Genomic DNA, 23,838 nt, shown 5'->3' on the forward strand with positions numbered 1-23,838 from the left:
TTTCGCGAGCAAGCTCGCTCCTACAGGGGGAGGAGCGGTTGGATTAAATCAATCCTTTCTCGTCATCATCGATCAACTGGCTCAACCCACCCAACGCTTCCCGCGCCTGGTTACGGTCCATCAACTTGGCCTGGGCTGCCGGCGGCAGGTCGGTCACGCTGATCACCCCTTTGCGGGTCAGCACCTGGATCAAGTCATCCAGCACCCGGATCATCTCCAAGTCGCTCTGTTTGAGCTGGGCCAGGCTGGTTTCCACCACTTCGTTGGCGTACCAGGCCTGGATCTCATGGTGATCGGCCGGCAGGGTTTCAGTGGATTCGGTAAAGGCGATAGCCTCTACGCGAACCAGTGCGCCCTGTGCATCACGTTGCACGTAAAACATAACAACCCCTCGAAAATGCGCCACAGGCGTTCAACAGCATAGGTCAACGCTGCGTGTATGGGCGTGAGTATGCGATGCACCGTCCGCCAGGGCCAGCGACCCGCAGGCCAAAAAAACGGCCGCCTGAAAGGGCGGCCGATTAATCGTGTCTTAAGTGTGGTCGATCTTGATGGTCGGGTCGGCACCACTGATCAGCGAGTTGATGCTGGTGTGGGACCAGTCGTTGCCTTCCAGTTTGATCGTCACATCGGCATTGGCCAGGCCACCGGCGGCGTTGAGCTTGCCTTCACTGCTCACTTGCAGGGTCGACACGCCGTCTACCGTGGTGATCTTGAGGTAGTTGTCGATGGTGCTGTCGGTTTCACCTTTCAACAAATCACGCAGATCAATGCGGTCGCCTTCCGAGGCCTTGAAGTCCTTGATCACATCGTTGCCGATGTCGCCAGACTTCCACACAAAGGTGTCGGCACCCGAGCCACCGATCAGGATGTCGTTGCCCTGGCCGCCGATCAGCGTGTCGTTGCCGGTGCCACCCAGCAGGATGTCATTGCCTTTGCCGCCATCGAGTGTGTCGTTGCCGCCTTGGCCGAACAAGATGTCGTCGCCAGCGCCGCCCAACAGCGTGTCGTTGGCATCCTTGGCGCCGGAGACGTCGAAGTCCACATAGTGTTCGGTGACGTACTGGTGAACGTTAGAGGCGGTCACCGCAGAGACAGCCACGCCGGTTTTCTGCGCGACAAAGGCCTGCAGTGCGTTGTAACCCTCGCCATTGATCCCGCTGAAACTCACCAGGTCGCCGAACAGGATGTCGTTGCCGTCGCCACCGCTGACGGTGTCCGCGCCCGGCAACGTCGCCTCGGTGTGGCCGAGGATAGCGTTGGCGAGGTCCTTCGGATCGATGTTGGCCTGTGGCTTGCCATCGCTGTCGTACGGTGCCAGCTGATTCAAGCTGACCCCACTATTGAGGCCGATGGCTTCTACGCCACCTGTGGACAGACCTTTAAGCAGTGCGAACGCGCTGTTGGAGTTGAGGGTGGTGGAGTAGTCGGTATCGTATCCGAGGCCGCCTTGCACCGATATTTCATAGGTGCCATCCCCTTGGGCGTGGATGATTCCCTTGTTGTATCCCCAGCCGTAAGACCAGAGGGTCACCTTGCCGGCAGAGTTGATATCAAGGTAGTTATTCGAATCGATGTTGATCCGGGTGGCGGTACCTATGGTGTAGTTGTTCATGGTGACGACATCATCGAGCCTGACGTTGCCGTACAAGTACGGGTTGGTCTGCTCGGACGCTTGGTAAAACGTCGGCTGACCATCGGTGATGAAGTACGTTGTATTAATAGCGCCAGTGTTGCCAGTCGCCTGGGCACTTTTGAAGAAGTTGGACGCGGCCTTGAACACGTCTTCGTAGTTGGTCCCGCCGGTAGACACCATGGAGTCCAGGACTTTCTGCAGCGAGTCCAATGCACCTGGGTCTTTCAGGTTGACTGTCACCGTGCGATTGACCTGGTCGCTGAAATCCGCCAGGAAGATATTCACAGTGCCGGAGGTGCTGGCGCCGATACTGTTTTTCAGCGAGTTGAACGTGGTAGTCAGCGAGGTTTTTGCCGCTGCTATCGAGTCCGCACCCATACTGCCCGATGTATCGATCATGAACGCGATGTTGTAGTTCTTGCCCTGCACCACGTTCAGGCCGGCGATGTCGGCCACGACGATGTCGTTGCCATCGCTGCCATTGATGGTGTCGCTGCCCGAGGTGCCGGTGACCGAATTGTAGGTCGCCGGATGCACCGTGACTGGTAATTGCGCGGTGGTGGTCGCTGAACCGCCGATGCTCTCGGTGGAAGTCGAGGTGACTGTCAGGTTGAACTGGCCGCTGTAGTAGGTCGGCGGCTTGATGCTCAGCGTGTTCAGGTCCCAGCCGGTGACATTCACTTCGCCCACGGTTTTACCCGCAGTAAAGGTGTGCCCCGATGCGTCGGTAAGCACCGAGCCTGCCGGAATGCCGCTGATCTTTACGCTCAGGGTTTCGGAGCCGTCGGTATCGGTCAGCGCGGTGGTGACCTTGGACAGTTTGACCGTGCCGTTTTCCTGGCCTTCGTTGAGCTTGTAGCCCACGTAGTAGCCGTCACCGTTGCTGCCATGCAGGTCGGATACGGTGACGCCGGCGTTGGTCAGGTCGGTAAGGCCGGTGTACAACGGCACGGTGCTGGTGCTCAGGTTCTGCACCGCCCCGCCGTTGATCGACAGGTTAACGTCGAAGCTGCCTGGGCCCGCCTGGTTGGCCTGGTAGATCTCAAGGCTGTAGTAACCGGTGGTGGTTGGCGTGAACGAGCCGCTGAACTTGCCGCTGTTGGTGCCCCACAAACCGCTGGCAACGTCTTTACCGCCAACGTTGACGACCACGCTGTCATCGGCGATACCGCTGAAGGTGTAGCTCTTGCCCGCTTCCATGTAGATCAGGCCGGAGATCTTGGAACCAGAACCGGCGGTGACGTTGTCGACGGACTCGACGTTGGTCACCACGGAGGTGTTGTTGGGGGTGCCCGCGTTGTCGATGGCTTTTTTCAGTACGTCTGGCGCAGCGCCATTGCCGTTGTTTCCAAGGCCGGCGATGTTGTTCCAGCCCTGTTTGACCAGCCCGGTCGAGGCAACGTTGTTGTCCGCCACGCTGAGGGTCGGTGCGTCGGCCACTGGGGTGATATCCACTTTCACCGTGGCGCTGGTGCCCAGGTCCTTGCCATCGGTTGGCTGGAACTTGAACTGCGCGTAATCCGCTTGCTTGTTGCCTACACCGGTGCCGCCGTAACCATCGGCGCCGGATTCGTTGGCGTTAGGCATGAAGCGCAACTGGCCGCCGTCGATCTGGGCCTTGGTGAAGGTCTGGCCGCTGCTCACGTTGGTCCAGGTGGTGCCGTCCGCCGCCAGGTATTGCAGCTTGCCGGCTACCGGCAGCTCGGTGATTTTCACCCCGAGGCTGGCTTGTGGCGAGTCCACATCGCTCACGCCGAAGTTGGCCCAGGTCAGGGCCAGCGCGGTGTCTTCCGTACCGGTCACGGCACCGCCAGTGGCCACTGGTGCATCGTTGACCGCTACCACGTTGACGGTGGTGGTAGCCACGTTGGAGTAGTTGCCGCCATCGGTCACCGTCACGGTGATGGTGCGGGGCGTGGTGCTCGGGTCGTGGCTGTTGTTGGTGAACGTGATGTTCTGGATACGCTGCATGTAGTCAGCCAGCGTCGCACTGCCGGACAACGTCAGGGTAATAGTGCCCGTCTGGTTGTTGGTGCTGACGCTGATGCCATTCACGCTATTGCCCAGGTTCAGGGCATCACCAGCCTGCGCGTTGGTCAGCGTGACCGTCGCGCCCGTCAGCAGTGTGCTGTCTGGGTCAGTGATCTTGATGTCCGTGTCGGCGATCGACACGCCCGGCCCGGCGGTACCCTCGGTAAACGTCGTCTTGTAATCAGCACCCGTGGCGCCGCTGGAGTTGTTGGCATCCAGGTCGAGCACCGGCGGCGCATCGTTGTCGAGGATATTGGTGGTGACGGTGCCTTTGTCGATCACCAGGTTCTCGAAGTTGCCCCCGGTGACCTTGTCGATGGTGATGACGATCTGTTCCGTAGGCTCGGTAATCTTGTCGTCGAGCGTGCGGATATCAAACGGCACACTGCTGGAGCCTGCCGGGATCTTCACGGTATACACGCCAGTGAAGTCCGAACCGTCAGTGGCGGTGCCGCTGTATTTGAGCGTCACGGTCACATCCGTTTGCGGCGGGTTGGTCAAGGTCAGGGTGTAGTGGGCGGTGCCACCTTCAGTGACCGAACCGTCGCCCGTAATGCTGATTTTGGTATCAGTCACTACATCCGTGACCTTGGTGACTGCGGGGCTGCCATCAACAATCAGATGCTCGTACTTGTCGCCACCGCTGACCACGCCGGTGATCTTGGCGCTGACATCATTGGCGCCGACATAGGCATCGTTCGGTGCGGTAGCCGTCGTGAAGCTGGTGGACTTGCCGCTGCCAATGGTGATGGACGAGCCGTTATCCAGCCTTACCACCAGGTCGGAGCCCACGTTGTTCACGGCCGCGCCGTTTTTGTCGACCAGGGACGCGGTGTAGACGATCTGCCCGCCCTCGCTGACCGAGCCAGTGGCCTTGAGCACCACTGTCACGTCATCGATGGTGTCGTTGACGGTGGTCGTGGCGCCCGCAGGTGTGATGGTCACACCCTCGAAATTGCCGCCGGTGGTGCCGGTGATCTTGACGGTCTGGGTGCTCTTGTCGATGAACACGTCATCGGTAGGCGCCGGGACGGTCACCGTGCCCACGGTCTCACCTTGCTTGATGGTGATGCTCGAACCGTTGTCGAGCTGCACCACCATGTCACTGCCGGCCTTGTTGCTCAAGGTGGCGGTGTAGGTGATCTGGCCGCCTTCGTTGACCGCGGTTGGGGCGGTCAGGGTGACGGTGGTCAGGTCGGTGGTGCCCGGTGTGTCGGTGACGGTGGTGTTCACCGCCGTCGTGCCCGGCACCAGGTTCTCGAAGTGCTCGCCGCCAGTCACGCCTTTGATGGCGGTGGTGACGGTTTGGTCGCCTTTGTAGACGTCGTTTGGCGCTACGGTGGTGATGGAACCGCTCGACTGATTCACACCGATGGTGATGGTCTTGCCATTGTCCAAGGTGACGGTCAGCGGATTGGTGATGTTTGTCACCGCTGCGCCGTTTTTATCCACAAGGCTGGCGGTGTAGACGATGTTGCCGCCTTCGCCGACGGTGGTGGTGGCGGTCAGGACCACATCGACTTTGTCGATGGTGTCGTTGATCGTGGTGGTGGCGCCATTGCCGGCAACTTCGAGTTTTTCGAAGTTGCCGCCGGTGGTCTCGGCGATCTTGACGGTTTGGGTGCTCTTATCGATAAACACGTCATCGGTAGGCGCAGGGACAGTGACGGTGCCAACAGTTTCGCCGGCCTTAATGGTGATGCTTGAGCCGTTGTCGAGTTTCAGCGTGACGTCGGTGCCGGCCTTGTTGCTCAAGGTCGCGGTGTACGTGATCTGGCCGCCTTCGTTAACGGTACTTGGCGCAGTCAGCGTCACGGTGGTGGTGTTATCGGTACCCGGTGTGTCCGTAACGGTGGTGTTCACCGCGGTAGTGCCAGGGACCAGATTCTCGAAATGCTCGCCGCCGGTCACGCCTTTGATGGCGGTGGTGACGGTTTGGTCGCCTTTGTAGACGTCGTTTGGCGCTACGGCGGTGATGGAACCGCTCGACTGATTCACACCGATGGTGATGGTTTTGCCATTGTCCAAGGTGACGGTTAGCGGATTGGTGATGTTGGTCACCGCTGCGCCGTTTTTATCCACAAGGCTGGCGGTGTAGACGATGTTGCCGCCTTCGCCGACGGTGTTGGTGGCGGTCAGGACAACATCAACTTTGTCGATGGTGTCGTTGATCGTAGTGGTCGCGCCGCTGCCTGCGACTTCCAGTTTTTCGAAGTTGCCGCCAGTGGTTTCGGTGATCTTGACGGTCTGAGTGCTCTTATCGATAAACACATCATCGGTAGGGGCGGGCACGGTCACAGTACCGACGGCCTCGCCAGCTTTGATGGTGATCGACGAGCCGTTATCCAACTTCAAGGTGACGTCGGTGCCGGCCTTGTTGCTCAAAGTTGCGGTGTAGGTGATCTGACCACCTTCGTTAACGGCACTTGGCGCAGTCAGCGTCACGGTGGTGGTGTTATCGGTGCCCGGTGTGTCCGTAACGGTGGTGTTCACCGCGGTAGTGCCAGGGACCAGATTCTCGAAATGCTCGCCGCCGGTCACGCCTTTGATGGCGGTGGTGACGGTTTGGTCGCCTTTGTAGACGTCGTTTGGCGCTACGGTGGTGATGGAACCGCTCGACTGATTCACACCGATGGTGATGGTTTTGCCATTGTCCAAGGTGACGGTTAGCGGATTGGTGATGTTGGTCACCGCTGCGCCGTTTTTATCCACAAGGCTGGCGGTGTAGACGATGTTGCCGCCTTCGCCGACGGTGTTGGTGGCGGTCAGAACCACATCAACCTTGTCGATGGTGTCGTTGATCGTGGTGGTTGCGCCGTTGCCTGCAACTTCTAATTTTTCGAAGTTGCCGCCGGAAGCGTCAGTGATCTTGACGGTCTGAGTGCTCTTATCGATGAACACGTCATCGGTAGGCGCAGGCACGGTCACAGTGCCAACAGTGTCGCCAGCCTTGATGGTGATCGACGAACCGTTATCCAACTTCAGCGTTACATCAGTGCCCGCTTTGTTGGAGAGCGTGGCGGTGTACGTAATCTGTCCACCTTCGTTAACAGCGTTAGGCGCTGTCAGCGTCACAGTGGTGGTGTTGTCGGTACCTGGTGTGTCCGTGACGGTGGTATTCACCGCCGTAGTACCCGGCACTAGATTTTCAAAGTGCTCGCCACCGGTTACGCCTTTGATAGCGGTGGTGACAGTTTGGTCGCCCTTGTACACGTCATCTGGAGCAAGAACCGAAACGCTACCGCTCGATTGATTTACACCGATGGTGATGGTTTTGCCGTTATCCAGGGTCACGGTCAACGGGTTGGTGATGTTAGTCACCGGCGCACCGTTTTTATCCACAAGGCTGGCGGTGTAAACGATGTTGCCGCCTTCGCCGACGGTGGTAGTGGCGGTCAGGACCACATCAACTTTGTCGATAGTGTCGTTGATCGTGGTCGTTGCGCCATTGCCGGCAACTTCGAGTTTTTCGAAGTTGCCGCCGGAAGCGTCGGTGATCTTGACGGTCTGAGTGCTCTTGTCGATGAACACGTCATCAGTAGGGGCGGGCACGGTCACAGTACCGACGGTCTCGCCAGCTTTGATAGTGATCGAAGAACCGTTGTCCAACTTCAACGTAACGTCAGTGCCCGCTTTGTTGGAAAGTGTGGCGGTGTACGTAATTTGACCACCTTCGTTCACTGCGCTAGGCGCGGTTAGCGTGACCGTCGTGGTGTTATCAGTGCCGGGGGTATCTGTGACGGTGGTGTTTACCGCCGCAGTGCCCGGTACCAGGTTTTCAAAATGCTCGCCGCCCGTCACACCCTTGATCGCGGTGGTGACAGTCTGATCGCCTTTGTACACATCATCAGGAGCAATAACCGAAACGCTACCGCTCGACTGATTCACACCAATGGTGATGGTTTTGCCGTTATCCAAGGTGACGGTCAGCGGGTTGGTGATGTTAGTCACCGGCGCACCGTTTTTATCCACAAGGCTAGCGGTGTAGACGATGTTGCCGCCTTCACCAACGGTGGTGGTGGCGGTCAGAACCACATCGACCTTGTCGATGGTGTCGTTGATCGTGGTGGTCGCACCGTTGCCCGCAACTTCGAGTTTTTCGAAATTGCCGCCAGTGGTTTCGGTGATCTTGACGGTCTGAGTGCTCTTATCGATAAACACGTCATCGGTAGGGGCAGGCACGGTTACGGTGCCAACCGTGTCGCCAGCCTTGATGGTGATGCTTGAACCGTTGTCGAGTTTCAGCGTTACGTCGGTACCGGCTTTGTTGCTCAAGGTCGCGGTGTAGGTGATCTGGCCGCCTTCGTTAACGGCACTTGGCGCAGTCAGCGTAACCGTGGTTGTGTTATCGGTGCCTGGGGTATCCGTAACGGTGGTGTTCACCGCCGTAGTACCCGGCACCAGATTTTCAAAGTGCTCGCCGCCGGTTACGCCTTTGATAGCAGTAGTGACGGTCTGATCGCCCTTGTAAACATCATCAGGAGCAAGAACCGAAACGCTACCGCTCGATTGGTTTACGCCAATGGTGATGGTCTGGCCGTTATCCAAAGTCACGGTCAACGGGTTGGTGATGTTGGTCACCGGTGCGCCGTTCTTATCCACAAGGCTGGCGGTGTAAACGATGTTGCCGCCTTCGCCAACGTTGGTGGTCGCGGTCAGGACTACATCGACCTTGTCGATGGTGTCGTTGATCGTGGTGGTCGCGCCATTACCTGCGACTTCCAGTTTTTCGAAGTTGCCACCAGTGGTCTCGGTGATCTGAACGGTCTGCGTGCTCTTATCGATAAACACGTCATCAGTAGGGGCGGGCACGGTCACAGTACCGACGGTCTCGCCAGCTTTGATGGTGATCGACGAGCCGTTATCCAACTTCAAGGTGACGTCGGTGCCGGCCTTGTTGCTCAAAGTTGCGGTGTAGGTGATCTGACCACCTTCGTTAACGGCACTTGGCGCAGTCAGCGTAACCGTGGTGGTGTTATCGGTGCCCGGTGTGTCCGTAACGGTGGTGTTCACCGCGGTAGTACCCGGCACCAGATTTTCAAAGTGGTCGCCGCCGGTCACACCCTTGATGGCGGTGGTGACGGTCTGGTCGCCTTTGTACACATCATCCGGCGCGATGGTAGTGATGGTGCCGCTCGACTGATTCACGCCAATGGTGATGGTTTTGCCGTTGTCCAAGGTGACGGTCAACGGATTGGTAATGTTGGTCACCGGCGCGCCGTTCTTATCCACAAGGCTGGCGGTGTAAACGATGTTGCCGCCTTCGCCAACGGTGTTGGTGGCGGTCAGAACCACATCAACCTTGTCGATGGTGTCGTTGATCGTGGTGGTTGCGCCGTTGCCTGCAACTTCTAATTTTTCGAAGTTGCCGCCGGAAGCGTCAGTGATCTTGACGGTCTGAGTGCTCTTATCGATGAACACGTCATCGGTAGGCGCAGGCACGGTCACAGTGCCAACAGTGTCGCCAGCCTTGATGGTGATCGACGAACCGTTATCCAACTTCAGCGTTACATCAGTGCCAGCTTTGTTGGAGAGCGTGGCGGTGTACGTAATCTGTCCACCTTCGTTAACAGCGTTAGGCGCTGTCAGCGTCACAGTCGTGGTGTTGTCGGTACCTGGTGTGTCCGTAACGGTGGTGTTCACCGCGGTAGTGCCAGGGACCAGGTTTTCAAAGTGGTCGCCGCCGGTCACACCCTTGATGGCGGTGGTGACGGTCTGGTCGCCTTTGTACACATCATCCGGCGCGATGGTAGTGATGGTGCCGCTCGACTGATTCACGCCAATGGTGATGGTTTTGCCGTTGTCCAAGGTGACGGTCAACGGATTGGTGATGTTGGTCACCGGCGCGCCGTTCTTATCCACAAGGCTGGCGGTGTAAACGATGTTGCCGCCTTCGCCAACGGTGTTGGTGGCGGTCAGAACCACATCAACCTTGTCGATGGTGTCGTTGATCGTGGTGGTTGCGCCGTTGCCTGCAACTTCTAATTTTTCGAAGTTGCCGCCGGAAGCGTCAGTGATCTTGACGGTCTGAGTGCTCTTATCGATGAACACGTCATCGGTAGGCGCAGGCACGGTCACAGTGCCAACAGTGTCGCCAGCCTTGATGGTGATCGACGAACCGTTATCCAACTTCAGCGTTACATCAGTGCCAGCTTTGTTGGAGAGCGTGGCGGTGTACGTAATCTGTCCACCTTCGTTAACAGCGTTAGGCGCTGTCAGCGTCACAGTCGTGGTGTTGTCGGTACCTGGTGTGTCCGTAACGGTGGTGTTCACCGCGGTAGTGCCAGGGACCAGGTTTTCGAAGTGCTCGCCGCCAGTGACGCCTTTGATGGCGGTGGTGACAGTCTGGTCGCCTTTGTACACATCGTCTGGCGCGATAGTGGTGATAGAACCACTCGACTGATTCACACCGATGGTGATGGTCTTGCCGTTATCGAGGGTGACGGTCAGCGGATTGGTGATGTTGGTCACCGGTGCGCCGTTCTTATCCACAAGGCTGGCGGTGTAGACGATATTGCCGCCTTCGCCGACGGTGGTAGTGGCGGTCAGGACCACATCGACTTTGTCGATGGTGTCGTTGATCGTGGTGGTGGCGCCGTTGCCTGCAACTTCCAGTTTTTCGAAGTTACCGCCAGTGGTCTCGGTGATCTGAACGGTCTGGCTGCTCTTATCGATAAACACGTCATCGGTCGGGGCGGGCACGGTCACAGTGCCAACAGTGTCGCCAGCCTTGATGGTGATCGAAGAACCGTTGTCGAGTTTCAGCGTTACGTCAGTGCCCGCTTTGTTGGAAAGCGTGGCGGTGTACGTGATCTGCCCACCTTCGTTTGCCTCGGCCGGAGCGGTCAGCGTCACAGTAGTGGTGTTGTCGGTACCCGGTGTGTCCGTAACGATGGTGTTCACCGCGGTAGTGCCCGGCACCAGGTTCTCGAAATGCTCGCCGCCGGTTACGCCTTTGATGGCGGTGGTGACAGTTTGGTCGCCCTTGTACACGTCATCAGGAGCAAGAACCGAAACGCTACCGCTAGTCTGGTTTACGCCAATGGTGATGGTCTGGCCGTTATCCAAGGTGACGGTCAACGGGTTGGTGATGTTAGTCACCGGCGCACCGTTTTTATCCACAAGGCTAGCGGTGTAGACGATGTTGCCGCCTTCACCAACGGTGGTGGTGGCCGTCAGGACCACATCGACCTTGTCGATGGTGTCGTTGATCGTGGTGGTTGCGCCGTTGCCTGCTACTTCGAGTTTTTCGAAGTTGCCGCCGGAAGCGTCGGTGATCTTGACGGTCTGAGTGCTCTTATCGATGAACACGTCATCGCTAGGAGCGGGCACGGTCACAGTGCCAACCGTGTCGCCAGCCTTGATGGTAATCGACGAGCCGTTGTCCAACTTCAGCGTGACGTCAGTGCCCGCTTTATTGGAAAGCGTGGCGGTGTACGTAATCTGTCCACCCTCATTCGCTTCGGCCGGAGCGGTCAAGGTCACGGTAGTGGTGTTGTCGGTACCGGGTGTATCGGTAACGGTCGTGTTAACCGGGGTAGTACCTGGAACCAGATTTTCAAAATGCTCGCCGCCGGTCACGCCTTTGATGGCGGTAGTGACGGTCTGGTCGCCTTTGTACACATCGTCTGGCGCTACGGTGGTAATGGAACCGCTCGATTGGTTTACGCCGATGGTGATGGTCTTGCCGTTATCGAGGGTGACGGTCAGCGGATTGGTGATGTTAGTCACTGGTACGCCGTTCTTATCCACAAGGCTGGCGGTGTAAACGATATTGCCGCCTTCGCCAACGGTGGTAGTGGCGGTCAGGACCACATCAACTTTGTCGATCGTGTCGTTGATCGTGGTGGTCGCACCGTTGCCCGCAACTTCGAGTTTTTCGAAATTGCCGCCAGTGGTTTCGGTGATCTTGACGGTCTGAGTGCTCTTATCGATAAACACGTCATCGGTAGGGGCAGGCACGGTTACGGTGCCAACAGTGTCGCCAGCCTTGATCGTGATCGACGAGCCGTTATCCAGCTTCAAGGTGACGTCAGTACCGGCCTTGTTGCTCAAGGTCGCGGTGTACGTAATCTGACCACCTTCGCTCGCCTCGGTTGGAGCCGTCAGCGTCACGGTAGTGGTGTTATCGGTACCCGGTGTATCAGTTACAGTTGTGGTGACGTTATCGGTACCTGGGACCAGATTTTCAAAGTGTTCGCCGCCGGTTACGCCTTTGATAGCAGTAGTGACGGTCTGGTCGCCCTTATACACATCATCAGGAGCCAGAACCGAAACGCTACCGCTAGCCTGGTTTACGCCAATGGTGATGGTCTGGCCGTTATCCAAAGTCACGATCAGCGGATTGGTGATGTTAGTCACCGGCGCGCCGTTTTTATCCACAAGGCTGGCGGTGTAGACGATGTTGCCGCCTTCGCCAACGGTGGTGGTCGCGGTCAGGACTACATCGACCTTGTCGATGGTGTCGTTGATCGTGGTGGTTGCGCCATTACCTGCGACTTCCAGTTTTTCGAAGTTGCCACCAGTGGTCTCGGTGATCTGAACGGTCTGCGTGCTCTTGTCGATGAACACGTCATCAGTAGGGGCGGGCACGGTCACAGTACCGACGGTCTCGCCAGCTTTGATAGTGATCGACGAGCCGTTATCCAGCTTCAAGGTGACGTCAGTACCGGCCTTGTTGCTCAAGGTCGCGGTGTAGGTGATCTGGCCACCTTCGTTAACGGCACTTGGCGCTGTCAGCGTAACGGTGGTGGTGTTATCGGTACCCGGTGTGTCCGTAACGGTGGTGTTCACCGCGGTAGTACCAGGCACCAGGTTCTCGAAATGCTCGCCGCCGGTCACGCCTTTGATGGCGGTAGTGACAGTTTGATCGCCCTTGTAAACATCATCCGGCGCGATGGTGGTGATAGAGCCACTCGACTGATTCACACCGATGGTGATGGTCTTGCCGTTGTCCAAAGTCACGGTCAACGGATTGGTGATGTTGGTCACCGGCGCGCCGTTCTTATCCACAAGGCTGGCGGTGTAAACGATGTTGCCGCCTTCGCCAACGGTGTTGGTGGCGGTCAGAACCACATCGACTTTGTCGATGGTGTCGTTGATGGTGGTGGTTGCGCCGCTGCCTGCAACTTCCAATTTTTCGAAGTTGCCGCCAGCGGTTTCGGTGATCTGGACGGTCTGGGTGCTCTTATCGATGAACACATCATCGGTAGGTGCAGGCACAGTTACGGTGCCGACGGTTTCGCCGGCTTTGATGGTGATCGACGAGCCGTTATCCAGCTTCAGCGTTACATCAGTGCCCGCTTTGTTGGAAAGCGTGGCGGTGTGCGTGATCTGCCCACCTTCGTTTGCCTCGGCCGGAGCGGTCAGCGTCACCGTAGTGGTGTTGTCAGTGCCTGGTGTATCCGTAACGGTGGTATTAACCGGGGTAGTACCTGGAACCAGATTTTCAAAGTGCTCGCCGCCGGTCACGCCTTTGATGGCGGTAGTGACGGTCTGGTCGCCTTTGTACACATCATCAGGAGCAAGAACCGAAACGCTACCGCTAGTCTGGTTTACGCCGATGGTAATGGTCTGGCCATTATCCAAGGTGACGGTCAACGGATTGGTGATGTTAGTCACCGCTGCGCCGTTCTTGTCCACAAGGCTGGCGGTGTAGACGATGTTGCCGCCTTCGCCAACGGTGGTGGTCGCGGTCAGGACTACATCGACCTTGTCGATGGTGTCGTTGATCGTGGTGGTTGCGCCATTACCTGCGACTTCCAGTTTTTCGAAGTTGCCACCAGTGGTCTCGGTGATCTGAACGGTCTGCGTGCTCTTGTCGATGAACACGTCATCAGTAGGGGCGGGCAGGGTCACAGTACCGACGGTCTCGCCAGCTTTGATGGTGATCGAAGAGCCGTTATCCAGCTTCAAGGTGACGTCAGTACCGGCCTTGTTGCTCAAGGTCGCGGTGTAGGTGATCTGGCCACCTTCGTTAACGGCACTTGGCGCAGTCAGCGTAACCGTGGTGGTGTTATCGGTGCCTGGGGTATCCGTAACGGTGGTGTTCACCGCCGTAGTACCCGGCACCAGATTTTCAAAGTGCTCGCCGCCGGTCACGCCTTTGATGGCGGTAGTGACGGTCTGGTCGCCTTTGTAGACATCGTCTGGCGCGATGGTGGTGATAGAACCGCTCGACTGGTTTACGCCAATAGTGATGGTCTGGCCGTTATCCAAGGTGACGGTCAACGGGTTGGTGATGTTGGTCACCGGTGCGCCGTTCTTATCCACAAGGCTGGCGGTGTAGACGATGTTGCCGCCTTCGCCAACGGTGGTGGTCGCGGTCAGGACTACATCGACCTTGTCGATGGTGTCGTTGATCGTCGTGGTTGCACCATTACCTGCAACTTCGAGTTTTTCGAAGTTGCCGCCGATGGTTTCGGTGATCTGGACGGTCTGGGTGCTCTTGTCGATGAACACGTCATCGGTAGGCGCAGGCACGGTTACGGTGCCAACAGTTTCTCCAGCCTTGATGGTGATCGAAGAGCCGTTATCCAGCTTCAAGGTGACGTCGGTACCGGCCTTATTGCTCAAGGTCGCGGTGTAGGTGATCTGCCCACCTTCGTTTGCCTCGGCCGGAGCGGTCAGCGTCACCGTAGTGGTGTTGTCAGTGCCTGGTGTATCCGTAACGGTGGTATTAACCGGGGTAGTACCAGGAACCAAGTTCTCGAAATGCTCGCCGCCGGTCACACCCTTGATAGCAGCAGTGACGGTCTGATCGCCTTTATAAATATCGTCTGGCGCCACGGTAGTAACGGTGCCGCTGGATTGGTTAACACCGATGGTAATGGTCTGACCGTTATCCAAAGTCACGGTCAACGGGTTGGTGATGTTAGTCACCGGCGCGCCGTTCTTATCCACAAGGCTAGCGGTGTAGACGATATTGCCGCCTTCACCAACGGTAGGAGTTGCCGTCAGCACCACATCAACTTTGTCGAGGGTGTCGTTGATCGTGGTGGTTGCGCCATTGCCTGCAACTTCCAATTTCTCGAAGTTGCCGCCAGAGGTCTCAGTGATCTGGACGGTCTGCGTGCTTTTGTCGATGAACACATCATCGCTAGGCGCAGGGACAGTTACGGTGCCAACGGTCTCGCCAGCCTTGATGGTGATCGACGAACCGTTATCCAACTTCAGCGTGACATCTGTGCCAGCTTTGTTGGAAAGCGTGGCGGTATACGTAACCTGCCCACCTTCGTTCGCCTCGGTTGGCGCTGTCAGCGTCACAGTGGTGGTGTCGATCGAATCGGTAATGGTGGTAATCGCTGGCGTGGTGCTCGGCACCAGGCTCTCGAAATTGCCGCCAGTCGTACTCGTAATCGTCGTACTGACGGTGCTGCCGTTGACGTAGACGTCATTAGCCGGCGTATCAACGACAACGCTGCCTGTCGACTCACCGGCCTTGATGGTGATCACCGAGCCATTGCTCAAAGTGACGTTCACTGGCGTTTGCGCCGGGTTGGTCAGCGTGGCGGTATAGGTGATCTGGCCGCCTTCAGTCACGGTCGAACCTGCGGTCAGGGTGACCGTGGTGGCATCGATCGAATCGGTAATGGTGGTGACCGCAGGCGTGGTATTCGGTACCAGATTCTCGAAGTTACCGCCCGTTGCGCCCGTGATCGTGGTGCTGATCGTCGAACCGTTGTTGTAGACATCGTTAGCCGGCGTATCAACGACAACAGTGCCTGTCGACTCACCAGCCTTGATGGTGATCACCGAGCCATTGCTCAAGGTGACGTTCACCGGGGTCTGCGCTGGATTGGTCAGGGTGGCGGTGTAGGTGATCTGGCCGCCTTCGGTCACGGTCGAACCAGCGGTCAGGGTGACGGTGGTGGTGTCGATGGTGTCGGTGATCTGCGTCACGGCCGGGTTAGGGTCGATGGTCAATACCAGGTTGCCGCCGCCGGTGGTACCGGTAACGCCGACGCTTATCTGGCCCGGGTCGATGTACGGGCTGTCATTGGGGGCCAAGGGCACATTGACGGTGCCGGTCAACTGGCCCGACGGGATGGTAATCACCGCGCCATTGGTCAAGGTGACGGTCAGGTCACTGGTGGATGGCCGGGTCACGGTAGCGGTGTAGGTCAGCACGCCGCCCGCTTCGGTGATGGTCGGCGTCGCGCTCAGGGTCAGGGTCGAAGGCTGCAGCACTTGGTTACCCGAGTCTGCCGAGCCTGGTGCTCCGTTCAGGGCGTTGAGTGCCGAAGTGCCTTGGCCGATGGGTGCGGTGGGGAAGCCGATGGTCGGGTCTACACGGCCGGCGGTCGCGTCCAGCACCACGAAGCTGTGGCCGCCCCCGGCAGCACCATTACCGGCAGCGTTTGCGCCGGCGGCAGTGGCTTCCAGGTCGGTGGTCGGGTCGGCGCCGGCGGCGATGGCTTGTTGCAGCTCGGCCACCGAGGGTGCGGCTTGCTCGCTGGCCGCTGCCAGGTCGGCGGTGGAGTCCGGCATATCGGCGCTCCACTGGGTGTCCCGGCCCAGGTCCAGGATGCGACCGTCGGCCAGTTCCAGGCTCACGGCGCCCGACAGACCGGTGTCGATCTGGTCGCCGGCAAACAGACGATCACCTTCTACAAGGACGCGACGGGCACCTTCCGGAGAAATTACGAAAACTTGACCAACAATGCTTTTGACGGTGGCAACAACACTGCTCATTAAAATTTTCTCCGGCGATCCGTTTCGACAAATCCATTTCGCAGCGCGCTATTAGCGCTGCCAATCTGGGGGCGTAGTCTATAAATGCATTGACGTCAAATATTTGGCTGGATTTTTTAGCTATCTAGTTTGTGCCAAACTATTGACCTTATGGGCGTCATCCTAAACAATCGCCCTAGTAATGTCACATTGATATTTATGCGGCGAACCGTCCTACATGTGTGAAGCAGTTCCGCTTTTCGAACTTTCCGACGTACGGTCATTACGGTAGCCATTATCCGACGCAGCGGTGCTAATCGCTGTGATTTAAGACAAGAAGTCTTGGGGAAATTTTAAATGCGTCTGCACCTGTTCAAGGCAATACCGTTCGCTCTCGCCGCCAGTTTCGTACAAGCCCAGACACTGCCCCAAGCCATGCAACAGGCATTGGATGTACACCCGGAAATCCAGGCGGGTGTTAACAGCCGCATCGCCGCCGATTACCAATTGCGCGCCGCACAAGGTGGCTACCTGCCGCGTGTCGATCTGAACGCCGGATACGGCCGCCAAGGAACCGACAACGCCACCACCCGCGCCAACAACCCTGGCGGCAATCACTGGGACACGCTCAATCGCGGCGAATCCAGCCTGCGCCTGCAGCAAATGATTTTTGACGGTTTTGCTACCTCCAGCGAAGTCGGGCGTCAACAAGCCAACGTTAATTCCCGCGCTTACTCCTTGCTGGGGACTTCCGAGCGCACTGCGCTGACCGTTGCCCAGGTTTACCTGGAAGTATTGACCCGCCGTGAGTTCGTACGCCTGGCCGAAGACAACCTGCGCAACCACGAGCGCATCTACGACCAGATCAAGTTGCGCACCGAGCGCGGCGTCGGCAACGGTGCCGACCAGGACCAGGCTGAAGCCCGCCTGGCCCAGGCCCGTAACAACTTGATCACCGAGCAGACCAACCTGGCCGATGCGCAGGTCAACTACCTCAGCGCCGTCGGCCAGATGCCCGACGAACTCGAGCGTCCGGCCCCGTTCATGGCCATGCTGCCGGCAGACCTGAATGAAGCCCGTCGCCAGATGCTCGACAACAGCCCGGTACTGCGTTCGGCCGAGTCGGATATCTCTGCCGCCGAGAAGCAGTACGACGCCGCCAAATCCACCTTCTACCCACGCTTTGACGCTGAGCTGGGCACCAACGCCGACAACAACGTCTCCGGTGACCCCAACCACAGCAATGGCTGGGAAGCCATGGTGCGCATGCGCTTCAACCTGTTCGCCGGTGGCAGCAACAAGGCCGACCTGCAATCGAAGTCCTACCAGGCCAACCAGGCGTTGGACATTCGCAACAACGCCTTGCGCCAACTCAATGAAGAGCTAGGCTTGGCTTGGAACGCCCTGAACAACGCCAACGCGCAATTGCCGGTTGCCCAGCAGTACGTGGATCACAGCACTCGCGTACGTACGTCCTACCAGCAACAGTTCAGCCTTGGTCAACGTACCCTGTTGGATTTGCTCGACAGCGAAAATGAATTGTTCACCGCTTCCCGCCGCCTGGAAGAAATCAAGAACATTCAGTTATTTACTCAGTACCGAATCAAGGCGACCATGGGCGAATTGCTCAAGAGCCAGGGAGTGGTTGCACCAATGGCCTCCGTCGTGCAGAACGACGTGAAACCTAAAGTCCAACTGCCTGGGATGAATTGAGCCACCCCAATAGCCCCATCTGTTAGTCGAGAGTGCCCGCGTGGAACCTGAAGTCAGTCGAGTTCATCTCAGTCATGATCCACGCGCACTGCACGACGACCCGTTACTCGACGGGTTGTTGGCGCTCTGCGCCCTGCATCAAAAACCGGCCAGTGCGGCCATGCTCACCACCGGCCTGCCGCTGCCTTCGCAACGGTTGAGTGCCGAGTTGCTATCGCGTGCCGCTGCGCGGGCCGGGTTGCAAGGCCGGCTGCTGCAACGCAAGCTGGAACAGATCCCGACCATTGCACTGCCGGCGCTGCTGTTGCTCAAGGACGGTCGCAGTACCGTGCTGGTGGGCTGGGAGGGCGAAGATCAAGCGCGGATCCTGCTCAGCGAAAGCGACGGCGGTGAAGTGCTGATCAAGCGCGAAGCACTGGCCGACGACTACATCGGCAAAGTCTTCTTTGCACAGCCGCAGCACAAGTTCGACGTCAACCACGGCAGCCTGATTCCGCGGGCACGCTCGTGGTTCCGTGACACCCTCATGCGTTCACGCTGGCTCTACACCGACGCCATCGCCGCCAGCTTCCTGATCAACATCATCGCCATGGCCGCGCCGCTGTTCGTGATGAACGTGTACGACCGCGTCGTGCCGAACCAGGCCACCGCCACCCTGTGGGTGCTGGCCGTGGGTATCTGTGGTGCCTACCTGTTCGACCTGATCCTCAAGAGCCTGCGCAGCCTGTGCCTGGACCTGGCCGGTAAAAAAACCGACCTGATCATCTCGGCCACGCTGTTCGAGCGCATCGTCGGCATGTCCATGAAATACCGCCCGGCGCGGGTCGGCAGCTTCGCGCAGAACATCCACGAGTTTCAAAGCCTGCGCGACTTCCTCGCGTCGCTGACCCTCACCAGCCTGATCGACCTGCCGTTTACGCTGCTGATCTTCCTGGTCATCGCCATTCTCGGCGGGCACCTGGTGTGGATTCCAGTGTTGGCGTTCCCGCTCGCCCTGGGCATCGGCTACGCCTTGCAGAAGCCCCTGGTCGCGACCATGGAACGCACGATGGCGCTGGCCGCCGAGCGCCAGTCGAGCCTGATCGAAACCCTCGCCGGGCTCGATGCGGTCAAGGTCAACAATGCCGAAAGCGAGCGCCAGTATGGCTGGGAGCAGACCATCGGCACCCTTAGCCGGCTTGAGCTGCGGGTGAAGTTGCTGTCGGGCCTGTCGATGAACATGACCCTGCTGATCCAGCAACTGGCCGGCGTGATCATGATCGTGTTCGGCGTGTACCAGATCATCGACGGCAACCTCAGCATGGGCGGCCTGATTGCCTGCTACATGCTCAGTGGCCGCGCCTTGAGCCCGTTGGCCTCGCTGTCGGGCCTGCTGACGCGCTACCAGCAAGCCAAGGTCACCATGACCTCGGTGGACCAGATGATGGAGCTGCCCCAGGAGCGCAACTTCGAAGAGCGCCCCATGAGCCGTCGCACCCTGCAAGGCGCCATCGAGTGCCGGGGCCTGAACTTCACTTACCCGAACCAGCAGAACCTGGCGCTGAAGAACATCAACCTGGTGATCAAGCCAGGGGAGAAAATCGGCATCATCGGCCGCAGCGGCTCGGGCAAAAGCTCCCTGGCCAAGTTGATCGTCGGCCTTTACCAACCCGACTCCGGCTCCTTGCTGGTGGACGGCGTGGACGTGCGCCAGATCGACGTGAGCGAGCTGCGCCACAACATCGGCTATGTCGCCCAAGATATTCAATTGCTGGCCGGCACCCTGCGCGACAACCTGGTCAGCGGTGCGCGCTACGTCGAGGATGAAATGGTTTTGCAAGCTGCCGAACTGGCCGGCGTGCACGAATTTGCCCGTCTGCATCCCCAAGGCTACGAACTGCAAGTCGGCGAGCGTGGGCAGAACCTGTCCGGCGGCCAGCGCCAGAACGTTGCCCTGGCCCGTGCGCTGCTGCTCAACCCGCCCATGCTGTTGCTGGACGAACCCACCAGCGCCATGGACAACACCGGTGAAGAACGCTTGAAGCAACGCCTGCAAGCCGTGGTGCAAAACAAGACCGTGGTGCTGGTTACGCACCGAGCCTCACTGCTCTCTCTGGTCGACCGCCTGCTGGTGGTCGACCGTGGGCAGATTCTCGCGGACGGCCCGAAAGCCGTGGTCATGGAAGCGTTGAAGAAGGGGCAGATCAGTGTTGCTTAACTCCATCAAGAGTGCGGTCGGCCGCTACTTCAAAGGCTCCGATTCGCTGCAGGGCCAGCCGCTGCCCGAGGTCAACAAGGCGCTGATCGAAGATGCGCCACGGGTCATCCGCCTGACCATCTGGGCGATAATCGCGTTCTTTGTATTCCTGGTGGTGTGGGCCGGTTTCTCCCAGATAGACGAAGTGACCCGTGGCGACGGCAAGGCGATTCCGTCGTCCAAGTTGCAGAAAATCCAGAACCTGGAAGGCGGTATCGTCGCCGAGTTGTACGTCAAGGAAGGCCAGATCGTAGAGGCCGGCGCGCCGTTGATTCGTCTCGACGACACGCGGTTTGTCTCCAACGCCGGGGAAACCGAAGCCCTGCGCCTGGCCATGCAACTGCGCGTCGAGCGTTTGAGCGCGCAGGTGGATGACCGCCCGCTGAACATCCCTGACGAGGTGTTAAAGGCCGCGCCGAGCCAGGCCGCCAACGAGCGCTCCTTGTATGAAAGCCGCCGTCAACAGTTGAAGGATGAAGTGGGCGGTTTGCAGGAACAACTGGTACAGCGCCAACAGGAACTGCGCGAGTTCACTTCCAAGCAGGGCCAATACCGCAGCCAGTTGTCCCTGCAACGCCAGGAAATCAACATGTCCGAGCCGCTGGTGGCCCAGGGCGCGGTGTCGCCGGTAGAAGTGCTGCGCCTCAAGCGCGCCGAAATGGAAACCCGCGGACAGTTGGACGCTACCACTCTAGCGATCCCGCGTGCTGAATCGGCGATCAAGGAAGTGCAACGCAAGATCGATGAAACCCGCGGCAAATTCCGCAGCGAAGCCCTGACCCAACTCAACGAAGCCCGTACTGAACTGAACAAGGCCGAGTCCACCGGCCGCGCGCTGGAAGACCGGGTCAGTCGCACCCTGGTCACCTCGCCCGTGCGCGGGATCGTCAAGCAGTTGCTGGTCAACACCGTTGGCGGTGTGATCCAGCCGGGCAGCGACATGGTCGAAATCGTGCCGCTGGACGACACCCTGCTGGTAGAAGCCAAGATCCGCCCGCAAGACATCGCCTTCCTGCACCCAGGGCAGGAAGCGGTGGTCAAGTTCACCGCTTACGACTACACGGTCTACGGTGGCCTGAAGGCCAAGCTCGAACGCATCGGCGCCGACACCATCACTGATGAAGACAAGAAGACCACCTACTACATGATCACTCTGCGCACCGACCGCAGCCACTTGGGTACCGATGAGAAGCCGCTGCTGATCATCCCCGGCATGGTTGCTTCGGTGGATATCATCACCGGCAAGAAAAGCATCCTCAGCTATCTGCTAAAACCGATCATCAAGGCGCGGGCCGAGGCGTTGCACGAGCGTTGATCTTCAGCGCCTGTACCGACCTCATCGCAGGCAAGCCAGCTCCCACATTTGAATGGGTTCACAAATCAAAATGTGGGAGGGGGCTTGCCCCCGATGAGGCCGTCAGCATCACTCTACAACTCAAACCAAACGCCATATCCATATGCGTTAACGGTATTTAAGCTTCCATCCTTATGCCTATAAATTCACTCCCCTGTCCGCCGGGAATGAATCAAATGTCTGCCACCACCGCCCTCCAAAGCTTCGACATCCACCCGTTCCCCGGCAGCGTCGGCGCCGAGATCATCGGCCTGGACTTATCCCGTCCAGTCAACGAGCAGGACTTCGCCCGCATCCACCGCGCACACTTGGACCATCACGTCATCGTGTTCCGCGACCAACGCATCACCCCCGAACAACAGATCGCCTTCAGCCGCCGTTTCGGCGTGTTGCAGATCCATGTGCTCAAACAGTTCCTGTTGGCCAACCACCCCGAGATCCTGATCGTCTCCAATATCATCGAGAATGGCCAATCCATCGGCCTGGGGGATGCGGGCAAATTCTGGCATTCGGACCTGTCATACAAAGAACTGCCCAGCCTGGGTTCGATGCTGCATGCCCAGGAACTGCCATCTGAAGGCGGCGACACCCTGTTCGCCGATATGCACAAAGCCTGGGAGCACTTGCCAGGTCACCTGCGCAACGCGGTCGAAGGCCGCAGCGCCGCGCATTCCTACACCGCGCGCTACAGCGAGACCAAATTCGAAGGCAACTGGCGCCCAACCCTTACCCCCGAACAGCTCGCCCAGGTTGCCGAAGTGGTGCACCCCGTTGTGCGCACCCACCCGGAAAACGGCCGTAAGGCGCTGTTCGTCAGCGAGGGCTTCACCACCCGTATCGTCGGCCTGCCCGATGACGAAAGCCGTGACCTGCTGGCCCAGCTCTACGCCCATAGCGTGCTGCCGGAAAACATCTACCGCCATCAGTGGCAGCCCCACGACCTGGTGTTCTGGGATAACCGCTCGCTGATCCACCTGGCCGCTGGTTGCCCAAGCCACCTGCGGCGCAAATTGTTCCGTACCACCATTCAGGGGGATGCGCCTTTCTAACCCGATAAAGCCTGCTAGGATTGCGCCCAGTTCACTCCCAACGAACCACGAGTGCTTGGCATGCAACTACCGGACATGAACCTGTTGGTCGCCCTCGACGCGTTGCTCGACGAGGGCAGTGTGGTGGGCGCCGCGCGGCGGATGAACCTCAGCCCGGCCGCCATGAGCCGCACCCTCACGCGTATCCGTGAAGCGGTCGGTGACCCGATCCTGGTGCGTGCCGGCCGTGGCCTGGTGCCGACGCCCAAGGCGCTCGAGCTGCAAGGCCAGGTGCGCAATGTGGTGGAGCAGGCTGCGTTGTTGTTCCGTTCGGCGGACCAAGTCGATTTGAGCACCTTGCGCCGTCGTTTCAGCGTGCGCGCCAATGACTTTTTCATCGGCGTGTATGGCGGGCGACTGTTCGACACCATGGAGCGTGTGGCGCCGCTGTGTGAGCTGCGCTTTGTGCCCGAAGGCGACACTGACGATGAAGCCCTGCGCGAAGGGCGGTTGGACTTGCGGGTGAGCAACACCATGCCGGCCAGCCCGGAAGTGAAGGTGCAGAACCTGTTCTCCACCACCTTTGTCGGTCTGGCGCGGCAAGACCACCCGTTGTTCGACGAAGAAATCACGGCGGCACGCTTTGCCAGCTACTCCCACATCAGCATCTCCCGGCGCGGCATCGCCCGTGGGCCCATCGATACTGCGTTGAATGCTCAGGGCCTGGAGCGCCGGGTGGCCATGATCGCCCCAGGCTTTCACGGTGCGATGTTCATGCTGCCCGATTCCGACCTGCTGTTGCCGGTACCCAAGGAAGCCCTCCTGAGCGCCAAGCGTCTGAACCTGCCACTGCGCGCATTTGCCTTGCCGATTCCACTGCAAACCCTGGTTCTGGCCCAATCCTGGCACCCACGCTTCGACAAAGACCCGGCCCATAAGTGGCTGCGCGAAACCATGCGCGAGAGCTGTCATGCCACCTGGCTAGAAGCCCAGCCGGTATAAAGCGAACGCAATCAATGTGGGAGCTGGCTTGCCTGCGATAGCGGCGCGTCAGACAACACATTTTCATCTGTCAGGCCGCAATCGCAGGCAAGCCAGCTCCCACAGGGTTCAGTGTTGATGTTCAAAGTTGCGTCTGACGCACTTATAACCTGCTAACAAGTAACTT

The 23,838-nt window shown here is 58.8% G+C and carries 7 protein-coding genes; 5 read left to right on the top strand and 2 right to left on the bottom strand.

All coding sequences use genetic code 11. The features are described 5' to 3' along the window. Nucleotides 1-43 precede the first annotated feature (43 nt). Together AB9N64_RS18330 and AB9N64_RS18335 are read right to left on the bottom strand one after the other, a co-directional pair. A complete protein-coding gene (locus AB9N64_RS18330) occupies nt 44-382 on the bottom strand; it encodes a hypothetical protein (RefSeq protein ID WP_014716366.1) in 339 nt (112 codons plus the stop codon). Nucleotides 383-532: 150 nt separating this feature from the next. Then, nucleotides 533-16,360 carry a LapA family giant adhesin gene (locus AB9N64_RS18335; protein WP_371359589.1) on the bottom strand — a complete coding sequence of 5,276 codons (15,828 nt, stop codon included), beginning with the start codon at nt 16,358-16,360 and terminating at the stop codon, nt 533-535. 336 nt (nt 16,361-16,696) lie between these two features. Here AB9N64_RS18335 and AB9N64_RS18340 point away from each other — a divergent pair, with 336 nt between their 5' ends. The 5 genes from AB9N64_RS18340 (at nt 16,697) to AB9N64_RS18360 (ending at nt 23,672) form a co-directional block, all read left to right on the top strand. Continuing rightward, on the top strand, nt 16,697-18,052 hold the full coding sequence (locus AB9N64_RS18340; protein ID WP_014716368.1) for a TolC family outer membrane protein: 1,356 nt from the start codon (nt 16,697-16,699) through the stop codon (nt 18,050-18,052). Nucleotides 18,053-18,092: 40 nt separating this feature from the next. After that, nucleotides 18,093-20,249, top strand: a complete 2,157-nt coding sequence (locus AB9N64_RS18345; RefSeq protein ID WP_019819525.1) for a type I secretion system permease/ATPase — start codon at nt 18,093-18,095, stop codon at nt 20,247-20,249. After that, entirely contained in the window at nt 20,239-21,603 is a 1,365-nt protein-coding gene (locus AB9N64_RS18350) for an HlyD family type I secretion periplasmic adaptor subunit (RefSeq protein ID WP_014716369.1), read from the top strand. Before AB9N64_RS18345 ends, AB9N64_RS18350 begins: the two co-directional genes overlap by 11 nt. 215 nt (nt 21,604-21,818) lie before the next feature. After that, nucleotides 21,819-22,691 carry a TauD/TfdA family dioxygenase gene (locus tag AB9N64_RS18355; protein ID WP_014716370.1) on the top strand — a complete coding sequence of 291 codons (873 nt, stop codon included), beginning with the start codon at nt 21,819-21,821 and terminating at the stop codon, nt 22,689-22,691. A gap of 60 nt (nt 22,692-22,751) precedes the next feature. Next, nucleotides 22,752-23,672 (top strand): LysR family transcriptional regulator, encoded by a 921-nt coding sequence (locus tag AB9N64_RS18360; protein WP_003187445.1) that lies wholly within the window; start codon nt 22,752-22,754, stop codon nt 23,670-23,672. The last annotated feature ends 166 nt before the right edge of the window (nt 23,673-23,838 follow it).

This window comes from Pseudomonas sp. KT_2_4 (genome assembly GCF_041410225.1).
Classification (GTDB): domain Bacteria; phylum Pseudomonadota; class Gammaproteobacteria; order Pseudomonadales; family Pseudomonadaceae; genus Aquipseudomonas; species Aquipseudomonas paracarnis.

Bases quoted from the DNA above. Each gene is read 5' to 3' on its own strand.
- AB9N64_RS18340 (WP_014716368.1), top strand. From the start codon at position 16,697: ATGCGTCTGCACCTGTTCAAGGCAATACCGTTCGCTCTCGCCGCCAGT.
- AB9N64_RS18355 (WP_014716370.1), top strand. From the start codon at position 21,819: ATGTCTGCCACCACCGCCCTCCAAAGCTTCGACATCCACCCGTTCCCC.
- AB9N64_RS18360 (WP_003187445.1), top strand. From the start codon at position 22,752: ATGCAACTACCGGACATGAACCTGTTGGTCGCCCTCGACGCGTTGCTC.
- AB9N64_RS18335 (WP_371359589.1), bottom strand. From the start codon at position 16,360: ATGAGCAGTGTTGTTGCCACCGTCAAAAGCATTGTTGGTCAAGTTTTC.
- AB9N64_RS18330 (WP_014716366.1), bottom strand. From the start codon at position 382: ATGTTTTACGTGCAACGTGATGCACAGGGCGCACTGGTTCGCGTAGAG.